This is a genomic window from Aliirhizobium sp. YIM B11859 (assembly GCF_057163345.1).
This window is the reverse complement of the sequence record NZ_JBXHAY010000020.1, coordinates 23,410-35,442: the sequence shown is the minus strand read 5'-3', so window position 1 is coordinate 35,442 and position 12,033 is coordinate 23,410. Positions and strand designations below refer to the sequence as shown.

Annotated in this window: 13 protein-coding genes; 9 read left to right on the top strand and 4 right to left on the bottom strand. The window is 54.5% G+C overall.

Annotated elements, in window-relative coordinates:
• Positions 1–176: 176 nt before the first annotated feature.
• From AC2GXZ_RS31270 to AC2GXZ_RS31260, 3 genes are read left to right on the top strand one after another with little or no spacing between them, the layout of a single operon-like run.
• Entirely contained in the window at positions 177–416 is a 240-nt protein-coding gene (locus AC2GXZ_RS31270; RefSeq protein WP_483763153.1) for a type II toxin-antitoxin system Phd/YefM family antitoxin, read from the top strand.
• Positions 416–832 (top strand): type II toxin-antitoxin system VapC family toxin, encoded by a 417-nt coding sequence (locus AC2GXZ_RS31265; RefSeq protein WP_483763152.1) that lies wholly within the window; start codon positions 416–418, stop codon positions 830–832. The genes AC2GXZ_RS31270 and AC2GXZ_RS31265 overlap by 1 nt, the downstream gene beginning before the upstream one ends.
• Complete coding sequence (locus tag AC2GXZ_RS31260; RefSeq protein ID WP_483763151.1) at positions 822–1,970, top strand: site-specific integrase; 1,149 nt, start codon at positions 822–824, stop codon at positions 1,968–1,970. Before AC2GXZ_RS31265 ends, AC2GXZ_RS31260 begins: the two co-directional genes overlap by 11 nt.
• Positions 1,971–2,093: 123 nt before the next feature.
• Here AC2GXZ_RS31260 and AC2GXZ_RS31255 read toward each other — a convergent pair whose 3' ends face one another.
• From AC2GXZ_RS31255 to AC2GXZ_RS31240, 4 genes are all read right to left on the bottom strand, one after another.
• Complete coding sequence (locus tag AC2GXZ_RS31255) at positions 2,094–2,909, bottom strand: hypothetical protein (RefSeq protein ID WP_483763150.1); 816 nt, start codon at positions 2,907–2,909, stop codon at positions 2,094–2,096.
• Between the two features lie 148 nt (positions 2,910–3,057).
• Entirely contained in the window at positions 3,058–4,212 is a 1,155-nt protein-coding gene (locus AC2GXZ_RS31250; protein ID WP_483763149.1) for a DUF3696 domain-containing protein, read from the bottom strand.
• Positions 4,209–5,297, bottom strand: coding sequence for a GmrSD restriction endonuclease domain-containing protein (locus AC2GXZ_RS31245; protein ID WP_483763148.1), 1,089 nt, complete (start codon positions 5,295–5,297; stop codon positions 4,209–4,211). The genes AC2GXZ_RS31250 and AC2GXZ_RS31245 overlap by 4 nt, the downstream gene beginning before the upstream one ends.
• 246 nt (positions 5,298–5,543) lie before the next feature.
• On the bottom strand, positions 5,544–5,891 hold the full coding sequence (locus AC2GXZ_RS31240; RefSeq protein ID WP_483763147.1) for a hypothetical protein: 348 nt from the start codon (positions 5,889–5,891) through the stop codon (positions 5,544–5,546).
• Between the two features lie 439 nt (positions 5,892–6,330).
• Between AC2GXZ_RS31240 and AC2GXZ_RS31235 the strand changes: the two genes are divergently transcribed.
• The 6 genes from AC2GXZ_RS31235 (at position 6,331) to AC2GXZ_RS31210 (ending at position 11,475) form a co-directional block, all read left to right on the top strand.
• Complete coding sequence (locus tag AC2GXZ_RS31235; RefSeq protein WP_483763146.1) at positions 6,331–6,627, top strand: type II toxin-antitoxin system RelE/ParE family toxin; 297 nt, start codon at positions 6,331–6,333, stop codon at positions 6,625–6,627.
• A 1-nt stretch (position 6,628) separates the two neighbouring features.
• Positions 6,629–6,922, top strand: a complete 294-nt coding sequence (locus AC2GXZ_RS31230; protein WP_483763145.1) for an addiction module antidote protein — start codon at positions 6,629–6,631, stop codon at positions 6,920–6,922.
• Between the two features lie 295 nt (positions 6,923–7,217).
• Positions 7,218–8,381 carry a plasmid partitioning protein RepA gene (gene repA / locus AC2GXZ_RS31225; RefSeq protein WP_483763144.1) on the top strand — a complete coding sequence of 388 codons (1,164 nt, stop codon included), beginning with the start codon at positions 7,218–7,220 and terminating at the stop codon, positions 8,379–8,381.
• Positions 8,378–9,394, top strand: coding sequence for a plasmid partitioning protein RepB (gene repB / locus AC2GXZ_RS31220; protein ID WP_483763143.1), 1,017 nt, complete (start codon positions 8,378–8,380; stop codon positions 9,392–9,394). The genes repA and repB overlap by 4 nt, the downstream gene beginning before the upstream one ends.
• A 195-nt stretch (positions 9,395–9,589) precedes the next feature.
• Positions 9,590–10,801, top strand: a complete 1,212-nt coding sequence (gene repC / locus AC2GXZ_RS31215) for a plasmid replication protein RepC (protein WP_483763142.1) — start codon at positions 9,590–9,592, stop codon at positions 10,799–10,801.
• Between the two features lie 359 nt (positions 10,802–11,160).
• The gene (locus AC2GXZ_RS31210; protein ID WP_483763141.1) at positions 11,161–11,475 is read left to right on the top strand and encodes a nucleotide-binding protein; all 315 of its coding nucleotides are present in this window, start codon (positions 11,161–11,163) and stop codon (positions 11,473–11,475) included.
• The last annotated feature ends 558 nt before the right edge of the window (positions 11,476–12,033 follow it).

Sequence of the window (12,033 nt, the reverse complement as noted above, 5' to 3'; positions counted from 1 at the left end):
AACGATCTCTTATAGGAACTCTATCGTAAAGTTTTGGTTCCTCACATGGTACGATCGTCGGTTGGTGTTATAACTATCGATAAGTATCTCTTATCGGGGGTTATAAGACCAGATGGTTGACCAACTCTGTTTGGCCGCCTATTCTCGCGTTTCAAGCCAAAACGGGGTCCGCACCGATGACAAAGACCGTGAAAATTTCGGAAGCCAAGACCCATCTTTCTGACTTGCTGGCCGGCGTCGAGGCCGGCGAGGATTTCGTCATCGCCCGCGGCAATGATCCGATCGCCCATGTGACCCGTATCGCCAAGGAAAACGACTTGCAGCTGCTGCTCGCCGAAGTCCGCGCCGCCCGGCTCAAGGCAACCGTGTCCACCCATGAGGAAATCCTCTCGTGGCGTGACGAAGGCCGCCGCTGATGTCGTTTGTCATCGACGCCTCGATGGCAGCAGCCTGGCTGTTGCCGGAAGAGTTTTCTGACGCGGCCGAGGCGGTGATTGCGACGATCGACGCCCCCTGCCCCGTCCCGTCGCTGTTCTTCTTCGAGATCCGCAACATTTTGCTGATGTCCGAGCGCCGCGGCCGGATTGCGGCCGGTGCCGCCCTGGTCAACATGGAGCGGGTGCGCCGGCTGCCGCTCGACGATGCCGGCATTGGCGGTGACAGTTATGTCCTGCTGCTGTCTGCCAATCACGGCCTCAGTGCCTATGACGCCGCCTATCTGGCGCTCGCCGTTAATCGCAGCGTTCCGCTCGCAACGCTCGACCGCAAACTGGCCGCTGCCGCGCGCAAGGAGGGTGTTACCGTCCTCGGACCGTTCGCCCATGGCGACTAAGCGAACAGCCAGCGACCTCGTCGATCGTCGAGCCCATGAACTCGATACGATCGCCGCTGTCCTGCCAATGGAGCGTCGCGACGAGCTCGCCGAGCTGCTCACCGATCAGGATGTCGAGACCCTGCGGCATTTGGTGAACGAAGGCATGGGCGAGAACACCCTCCGCGCCCTCACCTCCGATCTCGCTTATCTGCAGGCTTGGTCGCTGGCGGCCACGAAACAATCCCTGCCCTGGCCGGCGCCTGAAGCGCTGCTGTTAAAATTCGTCGCGCACCATCTCTGGGATCCGGCGAAACGCGAAAACGACCCGGAACACGGGATGCCGGCAGAGGTGGATCAAAACCTTCGGAGCCAGGGTTTTCTGAAGACGATAGGCCCGCATGCGCCTGACACTGTCCGCCGGCGGCTGGCCACCTGGTCGACGTTGACGAAATGGCGCGGACTTCCCGGCGCCTTCGCCTCCCCTGCCCTCAAATCGGCGATCCGTCTTGCCGTGCGCGCCACGCCGCGGCCGCGAAAACGCAAGAGTGCCAAGGCGGTCACTGGTGACGTGCTGGCCAAAATGCTGGCGACCTGTGCAAGCGGCAGTCTGCGCGACATCCGCGACCGAGCGATCCTGATGGTGGCGTTTGCGTCTGGTGGACGCCGGCGCAGCGAGATCGCCGGATTGCGTCGCGAGCAGCTGACGGACGAGCGGCCGATCGTTGTCGAGAACGGCCCTCCCCTCCCCTCTCTCGCCATTCATCTCGGACGGACCAAAACATCCGGTGCCGATCACGACGAGGTCGTCTATCTCACCGGCCGGCCGGTTGAGGCATTGAACGCCTGGATGGCCGCTGCCGGGATCAAGACAGGCTCCGTGTTCCGAAAAGTGGATCGCTGGGGCAATGTGTCGAAGCGGACGCTCGATCCGAAATCGGTCAACGATATCGTCAAGCAGCGGGCGGAGATGGCGGGGTTGGATCCTGGGGAGTTTTCGGCGCATGGGTTGCGGTCGGGGTATCTGACCGAAGCGGCAAACCGTGGCATTCCGCTCCCTGAGGCGATGGAGCAATCGCGTCACCGGTCTGTGCAGCAGGCGTCGAGCTATTATAACAACGCAACCCGGCGGAGTGGCCGGGCGGCGCGTCTAATCTGATTACCGGAGTCGGCCCTTAGCTGACGTCACCGTTGAGAACATACGTAGTCCGTCCCCGATGTATGGGGATGCAAGCATTAGTTCACGCAATGCCTCTCAGCCTGATCGATTATCGACCAATTACTATCTTTTCGTGATCTTGGGTCCGATGTAGCAAATCTTTAGCCCAGAATTGTAATCTGATACGGGCCACTCGAAATGAACTCGGAACTGAGGAGTTTGTATTTTACCATGCCAGAAGCACGTGATCTTTCGTTTTGTTATCGGATCAACGAACGACATATCGGACTCGAAGTCTATTTTGTTCCTGTCTGATTCATCCGTAAACCACGCATTTTTTCCCACAAAATACTTCTGCACCAACTGCACGCCAACGGGGGATAGGTTACCTTGAACGTCCATTTCCGTCTTTACGGAATTTAGAGCCGATAGCAGGTCGCAAACATTTCTTGCGAGTGAAACAGAAAAGGGTGATCGTCGCAGTTCATCAACGATATACTCAGCGATACAGAGATTTGGAAATCTTTGGATTGATTGCTCAATAACCGCTCCCCAATTTTCCGGGTCTGGCTCAGCCTGGGCCAAAGCCTGCGCGAGTAAATCGACATCCCAGAAGTTTTGCAGTTCGATTTCCGCAATTAAGTTCTCATCCCAGCCCTGAATGACTGTTAGAGGAGAAAAATCAAACTGACGTGTGAGACCGGGAGAAAAGCTGTAGACAACTGCCCGCCTGCCAGCTTTCTTTCTTCGGGCAGCTTCACCAAGCCCCTGCTCGGTGACATCAGTATCTTCATACTGAAAGAGATCGTCCTCTTCCTCTGTGCGTATGTCGTCGGTGAATGGTCCTCTATTTGCCAACCAAAGCAAAAACGAGTTCTTCTCGTCGCGCGGGAGACGTGAGATTGTTTGTGCAATCGTCTCGCCGGCCACGCCGCTCACGGTTGGAAGTGTTCGTGAACAATAAAGCTTTCGCGACAGAATAGAATGCTGGACTCGGGCGCGCATAAGCGTCCTGAAAGCTTCCACCAAACCCTCAGTGGTTGTGAATTGCCCCTCGAGCGATAGTTCATTGAGAAAGGCTTGCAAGTTAGTTCCAACCGCTCAAGGTGGCCAAGTCCTGTTCACTCTGATCGAAGAACCCTTTCGGCCAACTTTCGATCATCCCGTTTTTATCCACCTTTATAAGCGACACGCTAGTTGAGCCAACTTCGGAGTCCGGGCTGCCGAAAAAATACACGCTGAGATCGTTTGCGCCTATCTCGCCGTTCTTCACCGCCATCCGCATCCCAGCAAGAACATGATCGCTGTGCGTCTCAACGATGATTCGGACCCCGGCGTTTGCAAAACGAGCGAGCATCTTGCCGAAAAGCGACTGAGCCCGCGGATGCAGATGAGCCTCGGGGCTGTCGATCACGATCAATTGGCCGGGTTTGGCGCAGAGCAATGCAACTAAAATAGGTAGAGAGTATGAGAGGCCGAAACCGACGTTGGATGGTCGTAGCCAGACATTAGAGCCTCCCACTGCAAATGATAACGCCGTAAGTGAAGTGGGGACCAAGGTCTCGGTGGTCACCGCCGCACCAGGGAATAGGTAGTCAAGCCATGCGGTTACCTGCGACCTAACCGTTATGCCTTTTTCACTGGAGTTCCGTCGGGCCGGTTCGGATATTTCATCAGCCATTCGAGCAAGCCACCACGGCGCATATTCCCCGCACGTTCCCACGTTGCCTTGGATTAGCTTCGTATCTTCAGGCGGTGAAAACGCCGCATCTTCAATTTTGCGAATAGCACTAATGTAAATGACATCCTGAATCTCTTCCATTAGTTCCCGCGCGCGCCCGGCCGCTGGCAAAACTCTAGGCTGACGTTCGAGGCTCGATTTGCCACCCTGCTGACGCACCAGCAAACCTTTTACATCGAGAAATCGCCTATCTAATTTAGTGCTTTGGCCTAATGTCCACCGAGCCTCTCCCCCTGCTTGGTCGGCAATGCCAATCTCAACCAACTCGTTTGAGTTCACCCTGAGAAGGTCAACGAACGAGCCGATTCGAAGCAACTCGCCATTGAGAGCTATGGAGCTTAAATTATTCTGGGCCCGCAATGCCTGCGAAATGAGCAAAAGGCCTTGCACTGAAGTCGATTTACCTGAGGAATTATAACCCGTCAGTGCGGTCAAAGCGGTAATCTGAAAACGAAAATTCGAAAAGCACTTGAAATTTCGTAGGGACAATTCAGTAATCATGGAAGATATACCTCGAGGGCCTCCTCTGCCAACCGAAACCTGCCTTGAACTTGAAATTTACTGTTGGTTGAGTACGTTATGTAGTTGGAAAAATCATCATTCTTCAGGAGTTCGATTATCGCATCTTTAATGTAGCGCTGCTGACTCTCGAACTGCTCGTCATCGATTTTGGCAATAACAACCGACATTACGTCAAAGAGCGCTATGTTCAGGACACTCCGGTTAGCCGATGGAGTAGAGATTAGCGATTTTCGAAAAGCGTGTTTTTGAAAAAGCTTCTCATTTCGGTTCATCGACTTGGTAAAGTCAATCCGAGTTTCTTCTAGCGAAGCTTCGTCAAGTTTATTCATCAAACGAAGGGCTTCGGCCAGAAATTCATCCATGTCACCAGTATACTTAGAATGCCCTATGAAGGAGAAAGCGCAAAAGCGATTAATCGCTTCTCGATCCCTCATCGTTGTCGCGGAAAGTGAGCCTCCGGTGACGCGAATGAAGGGATTGCGTCTTGCACGGTTAGCGATCCATTGAGTCGCCTGCCCGTTATACAACGCGTTCCGCATTTGTTGCCTCGTTAGGGGAACACCGCTGTTTACGCGTTCAAATATGTCCAAACGGGCCGCTTCCGGGGCGTTCTTATCAAGGATGTAAAGCGTAAGCTGCGTATCCTCGATGCGCTCTCGAAGATTGATGGGCATGTCGTCGTAGCGTAGCCCCTCGAGAGGATGTTCCTCACCCAATCCTTTAAGAGACAGTTTGTTGCCGAGGAATGCGCGGAAAGTAGATAACCGCTGCAAGCCATCCACTACAGTTACCCGCCCGTCCTCTCCTTCTGCTACGTAGAAGACCGGAAGCGGGATGCGCATTACGCAACTTTCGATCAGCTTAGATTGCTTGTCAGTCGGCCATACAAAATCTCTTTGAAAGTCAGGGTCCATAACGTATCGACCATTTTCGATACGCCGCACAATTTCAGCAACGGTACGAGTTTCACTTCGTACCATCACATCATCGAGCGGGTAGTCGAGCCGTTGCCTATCAGGCGAACTGTTGTCTAAGCCCTCAGGTTCTTCTTCATTAGTCGCCATTTTGCCTCGGCCATTCAACCCGTTAGCGGCTACGTTCGCGGAGTCTTTTCTAAGCCTTCTCGCTCATGTCTCCTATTGCGACTCCTACATACAGGCGTAGCGCAATACTGTCATTAGGGGTGGCGGCCATCCCCTCGAACAAAGCCTACCCGGGCCTGATGGTACTATGAGCCGATGATTGCGGCACGGCATTGCTACGTGCGCTGTTAGCGCTTCTCTGCCATGCCTGCCTTCGGCCCGAAGCGGTCAAAGGTTGACCCACCGATACATGTCGGGAAACTGAAAACGTAATCTCCCGCAATCGGCGTCCTTGAAGCTTTCTTTGGCTTTGACGAGCGCGTGTTTTTGCGCTGGGTTAAAGCTGAGCCTTCTCTCAAGAGCGTCTACCTTTGGCGTTCGCTCGACGTAATCGTTGCAATACTCGTCCACGGCCTGAAGAGCGCCAAGCCTGTGCAACTCGTCCTGCGATAGAGGATCTTTGGGCACCCACCGCCGCCCTAGCTCTTCGAGAGTGGGTATTCTGAAAAATGTGACCGATCCAACTACCAAGACGAAAATACCGAGAGTTATCGCCCACCCCCATGGTAGCCTCATGCACTTACTCCCCAAATGACCACATCACCAATTATGCCTTCCCACCAAGGTACCAATTTAAATGGTGGGCGCAATTACGGCTAGTGGCGCGAAGGGGTCGCGACCAAGTATCCCTTTATCGCTACCATTTCGAACTGAAGAGGATTGCAAGAGCGAGCCGGGGAAGGAGTAAATCCTAAGGGGCCGAATACAATCACAGTGTCGATATGCTACGAACCCTCATTTCCACACACTACGCTGTAGAATGGTTTCACTCTTGTTAGCACTTGGTTGAGTGCGCCTAGTCGCCCCCCTGCCCTTTCAGCCCAATTGCGGACAAGGGCGTCCTCCAATGTTTGATTGAGTGCTCAATACCTCTCCGTGCGAGAAAAGTCGGTGCCGTAAAGCGTCGCGGGTGAGCTAGTTGTAAAAATGTAGTTTTTCGACTACATCAGATGCAATGATCGAGATTAGGCAGACGGCGACCTTCGCCAAATGGGAAACGCATCTTCGCGACAAGCGAGCTAGAACCATAATAGCGTCTCGACTGATGCGGTTAGCCGAAGGCCTGCCGGGTGATGTGGAACCGGTTGGCGAAGGCGTAAGCGAACTGCGAATACATTACGGCCCTGGATATCGCGTTTATTTCCAAAAACGCGGCGATGTCTTGATCGTATTGCTGTGTGGTGGAGACAAGGGGTCGCAAACCCGAGACGTCACCATTGCAAAGAAACTTGCCAAGGAATGGAGCGTGTAAATTGACTGAACAACTCACAGCTTACGATCCCGCTGCCGCGCTTGTCGACGATGAGGAGATCGCCGCGTTTATGGCTGACGCTTTTGAAACAGGCGATGCGGCTTATATAGCCAAGGCTCTAGGTGTCGTTGCCCGTGCAAAAGGAATGACCGAAATCTCTCGCAAGTCTGGGCTTTCTCGTGAGCAGCTGTACCGTTCATTCAGCGAGCGCGGAAACCCGACGCTGAAGACAACCCTTGCGGTTATGCGCGCACTGGGTGTCGATATGACGGCGAAAGTTTCTCCGACCGTGTAGGTTTGGTCCCTCATCGTTCGGCATGGTCGGAAACTGCCGGACTTTTGGCTTAGCGCGACAATCTAGCGTACTAGATGCATTATAGCTGTGAGTTGCCACCTAGCAACTTTCTCCCAGGCACTGGTACGCTATTGATTTGCCTATTTTTCCGTTAACCTTTCGTTAACTTTAAATCCCTTGCCATCGTTTCCGACTCGGAGCATTTTAACTACGAAGTTTGCACCGATCCCGGAGAATTTTCGTAGTTATGGCAAAGGCTCGTAGTCAGCACGTCGTTCTAGGCGACAAACGTCCCATGACGGAAGTCATTGCGGGTGATGGTGCTGCGCTCTCTGAAGAGCTGCAGGCGATGCGAGCTGCGCTCTTTCCGCCAGTGGCCCAGAAGGTTTTGCGCTCATTCTCATCAGTGGAGGCAGCCAAGCTCATCGGAATAGCTGACGCCTATCTGCGCCAACTCTCATTGAATGGCAAAGGTCCGCAACCGACTATCAGCGCAGGTGGCCGCCGATCCTATACGCTTGACCAGATCAACGAACTTCGTGCGGTCCTCGATCAGACCTCGAAAGGCAAGGAATACGTCCCTCATCGCAAGCCCGGTGACCATTGCCAAGTAATGGCCGTCGTCAATTTCAAAGGTGGATCGGGCAAGACAACGACAGCAGCCCACCTCGCGCAGTATCTAGCCCTACAGGGTTATCGAGTTCTAGCCGTCGATCTTGACCCACAAGCCTCATTGACTGCGCTTCATGGATACCAGCCAGAGTATGATATCGGCACCAATGAAACGATGTATGCGGCGGTTCGTTACGACGATCAAAGGCGACCTATAAGCGACGTCATTCGCAAATCATACATTCCTGGTCTCGATATCGTACCCGGGAACCTGGAGCTTATGGAGTTCGAGCACGATACACCTCGTGCCCTAGCCGATCATTCCGGAGAACCATTCTTCGGTCGTGTAGCTACTGCACTCGGTTCCGTTGCCGGCAATTACGACGTGATGGTTCTGGACTGCCCTCCACAGCTCGGCTTCCTGACGTTGGGTGCGTTGTGTGCATCTACTGGTCTGCTGATTACAGCGCATCCGCAGATGCTCGACGTTATGTCGATGTGCCAGTTCCTATTGATGGCATCCGACCTCCTCAGTGTCGTCCAGGATTCTGGCGGTGACCTCGAGTATGATTTCATCCGTTATATAGTCACTCGCTATGAGCCGTCCGATGGACCTCAGGCGCAAATGGTCGGATTTATGCGATCTTTATTCCGCGAACGTGTTTGTACGAACGCGATGCTGAAGTCGACGGCGATTTCTGACGCAGGCCTCTCCAAGCAGACGCTTTATGAAGTCGGCCGAGAGAATTTCTCTAAGTCTACCTATGATCGGGCTATCGAGTCATTGGACGCAGTGAACGGGGAAATCGAGACACTAATCCGTCAGGCATGGGGGAGAGCCGAATGAGCCGCAAGGACACTCTCAAAACGATGCTAACTAGGCGAGAACGGGAGTTGCCACCTAGCAACTTTGATCAAACCGAACACAGTTTGGAGCTCGAAGCTGCGGTGGAAGAGAAGAAGCTTCAGCACATTCGTTCAGGAGCTGTTGGAGCCATGGGGCGCTCTCTGGGCAACATTGCTAGCGCAGCAGATCAAGCCCGCGCTTTGATCGCAGCAGGATCGGCAGTTGTGGAGCTTGATCCGAAAAAGATCGAGGGCTCTTTCATTTCAGATCGCCTTGCCAGTGATGGTGAAGCTTACGAGCAATTGGTTGAAGCAATCCGCGGCACCGGACAGAAAAGTCCTATTCTGGTCAGGCCACATCCGTCTAAGGCAGATCATTATCAAATCGCATTCGGGCATCGCCGAGTTCGCGTCCTGGCTCAGCTCGGCAGGACCGTAAAGGCTGTTGTTCAGAACCTGACTGACGAAGAGTTGGTTGTTGTCCAGGGGCAGGAGAATTCCGCCCGTGCCGACCTCAGCTACATCGAGCGAGCACTTTTCGCCTTGGCGTTGGAAGCGAAGGACTATGATCGCAAGGTGATCATGGCGGCGCTTAGCATGGAGAAAACCCAGCTATCAAAACTTATCTCGCTTGGTCATTCGCTTCCGCGCGATCTAATCGAAGCAATCGGACCCGCGCCCAAGATTGGCCGTCCGAGGTGGGTAGCGCTGGCTGAGAAGTTGCCACAGGCCAGATCAAAAGTGCTCGACGAGGTATTGGGAAGCCCGAAATTTAAGGGCGCAGATACAGACACAAGGTTTGAGCTGGTCTTGGCTGCGTTATCGGTCCAGCCCGTTCATAAGGGTTCCGAATCGATTAAATCGGAGGAAGGTGTCACGCTTGCATCCGTTGAGCGCAAGGGGATGAAGATCTCTCTGCAGTTCGATGAGAAAGCTACGCCTGAATTTGCAGAACTCGTCATGGAGCAGTTGCGCGATCTCTACGCCGCTTATTTGGCATCGCGCAGATCATGACCAAACTGACGACGCTTTAGAGCATCAAGAAAGGATCAAAACAGCAAAAGAAAAAGGCCCCCAAACGTTCCCGTCGTGGAAGCCCTTCTCTGTCTTGTAGCAAAGCAAGAATCGCATTTCCACGAATCCCAGTCAAGAGTCTTTGGCACCGTTTTGGTGAGCGGATTTCTTTTGCCTTCTGAAAGGTGAAAGAAAATGCAGATTGGAAATGTGACGACGCCGTTCGGGCGGCGGCCGATGACGCTTGCCTTGGTGAAAGGGCAGCTCGATGCGCCGGTGCCGAGAGAGGGAAGGGCCGTAGAAAAATGGAAAGTGTTTCGCGACGTCGCGGAAGTCCGCCAACTGCTCGGTCTGCAAGACAGAGCACTGGCAGTTCTCGATGCTCTCCTGACATTCTATCCGAGCAACGAGCTGAAACCTGATGGAAGCCTGGTAGTCTTTCCGTCTAACGCCCAGCTGTCTGTACGCGCACATGGTATAGCAGGCACGACGCTGCGCAGGCATCTCGCCGCACTCATCGACGCGGGCCTCATTCACCGACGCGACAGCCCGAACGGCAAGCGATACGCCCACCGCGACGGCGAGGGCCAAATCGAACAAGCTTTCGGTTTCGATCTCGAGCCGCTCGTATTGCGTGCCGCTGAACTTGCCGGCCTCGCGCAGCAGGTGGCGGAGGAGGGGAGGGCGTTCCGGCGCTCGAAGGAAGCTCTGACGCTATGCCGCCGTGATGTTCGCAAATTGATCAGCGCAGCGATGGAAGAGGGCGCCGATGGTGACTGGGAGGCAGTAGAGGCCATGTATGTATCTATCATTGCAGCGCTTCCCCGCACGCCAAACCGGGACCAGGTGGAAAATGTGCTCGAAGACATGAGACTGTTGCGCGAGGAAATCATCAACCGTCTGGAAATCCAGTTAAATTCAGAGAAAACAGGCATCAATGATATCCGTTATGGGCGCCACATACAGAATTCAAAACCCGAATCCAGCTATGATTTTGAACCTCGCTCAGAAGAAGAGCAGGGCGCGACGGCAGAGCCAACCAAGCCACGTGTCGTCGAACCGATGAAGGCATTTCCGCTGGCAATGGTGTTGAGAGCTTGCCCGCAGATCACCGACTACGGACCTGGTGGCAGAATTTCGAACTGGCGCGATCTGATGGCCGCTGCCGTGGTTGTTCGATCGATGCTCGGCGTCAGCCCGTCGGCTTACCAGAATGCCTGCGAGGTGATGGGGCCAGAGAATGCCGCGGCCACCATGGCCTGCATCCTCGAGAAGGGAGGGCACATCACCTCGGCTGGGGGATACCTGCGAGACTTGACGGCGCGCAGCCGGCGAGGGGAATTTTCGCTCGGACCGGTACTAATGGCGTCGTTGAGGTCGAACGGCGGCGAGGTCATGCGAGCTTAGTCGATGTGGGGGGCGCTACCGCCGTCGCGGCTCCCAGCATGATACCCCTCGCGCTGGCAATGCCTATTAACGCCGAGGGCTGCTCATCCGCAACAACACGAGGATCGATGAGGTCGGCTAGAGCGCGAGCGTTGTGCCGACCGATACCAGAAGCCTTCGGAGGAGATAGAGCGCCTGTTCCCGTTATCCGGTAGCTCTTGCGCTTATGATGGAGATCGTCAACCGCAGCAGGTTCTCGTTGTAAGAATTGACCTACCGATATCCGGCGGAAGCGCTCGTCCCCGGCAAGACAGCTAAGGAATCTCAGGGACATTGTGTGCGCCTGCACGCATTCCTCCGCTCGCCAGGGATCGAACAGCATGCCAGTCATTTCATTCGTGTCGAACAAGGGCAGAGTCGGCAAAACAACATCTGCCGTCGTGCTTGCAGGCGAGTTCGCTGCGGCTGGCCGGAAGGTGGCCTTGATCGACGCCGACCCCAACCGCCCGCTTGAAGCCTGGGCCCGCCTGAAGGGCACGCCGGAGACCGTCCGGCTTATGATTGATGATTCCGGTGAGACCATCATCGATACCATCCAGGAGGCCCGGGCAAATGCTGAATTTGTCATGGTCGACCTGGAAGGTACGGCGACCGACCGAACTGGTTCTGCAGTTGCCCGCTCGGATCTCATTTAAATCCCGCTTCAAAGCTCGGTTCTTGACGCGTCAGAGGCGGCTAAGTCCGTGAAGCTGGTTCACCAGATGCGGAAGATTGCCAATCGTGAGATTCCTTACAGTGTCTTCTTCACGCGCGTCCCGCAGCTATTCGCGAGCGGACCGCTCGCGATATCGATCGACAGTTTTCCGACCCGGCCATACCAATTTTACCTGCAACTCTGATTGACCGCGCTGCGTATCGAGCGCTGTTTTCTCTTGGCGGAATACTGCACGATCTGGAACGATCCGATGTGTCGGGACTGAAGAGTGCCAAGGAAAAAGGTCTCGAATTTGCCCAAGCGGTTATAAACGTTTTGAAAGGAGAGGGTGCATGAGTAGCGAAGACAAGAAGCGCGCGACCCTCGATTTTGGAAATCTGAACGACACGTCGAAAAACAGGTTGTACAGAACAATTCGCGACACGCCTTCGCGCAGATACGATCGAGGCGATTTACAACTACGCGGATAAGCATGAGATCACGTTGGCTGAGACCATCGAGCGCGCAGTCGCTGCTCTTAGGAATGGTGCGAACTGAC

Coding starts and splice junctions, on each gene's coding strand:
- repB (WP_483763143.1), top strand. CDS start 8,378: ATGAGCCGCAAGGACACTCTCAAAACGATGCTAACTAGGCGAGAACGG.
- AC2GXZ_RS31260 (WP_483763151.1), top strand. CDS start 822: ATGGCGACTAAGCGAACAGCCAGCGACCTCGTCGATCGTCGAGCCCAT.
- AC2GXZ_RS31210 (WP_483763141.1), top strand. CDS start 11,161: ATGCCAGTCATTTCATTCGTGTCGAACAAGGGCAGAGTCGGCAAAACA.
- repC (WP_483763142.1), top strand. CDS start 9,590: ATGCAGATTGGAAATGTGACGACGCCGTTCGGGCGGCGGCCGATGACG.
- AC2GXZ_RS31245 (WP_483763148.1), bottom strand. CDS start 5,297: ATGGCGACTAATGAAGAAGAACCTGAGGGCTTAGACAACAGTTCGCCT.
- AC2GXZ_RS31240 (WP_483763147.1), bottom strand. CDS start 5,891: ATGAGGCTACCATGGGGGTGGGCGATAACTCTCGGTATTTTCGTCTTG.
- AC2GXZ_RS31250 (WP_483763149.1), bottom strand. CDS start 4,212: ATGATTACTGAATTGTCCCTACGAAATTTCAAGTGCTTTTCGAATTTT.
- AC2GXZ_RS31270 (WP_483763153.1), top strand. CDS start 177: ATGACAAAGACCGTGAAAATTTCGGAAGCCAAGACCCATCTTTCTGAC.
- AC2GXZ_RS31235 (WP_483763146.1), top strand. CDS start 6,331: ATGATCGAGATTAGGCAGACGGCGACCTTCGCCAAATGGGAAACGCAT.
- AC2GXZ_RS31265 (WP_483763152.1), top strand. CDS start 416: ATGTCGTTTGTCATCGACGCCTCGATGGCAGCAGCCTGGCTGTTGCCG.
- repA (WP_483763144.1), top strand. CDS start 7,218: ATGACGGAAGTCATTGCGGGTGATGGTGCTGCGCTCTCTGAAGAGCTG.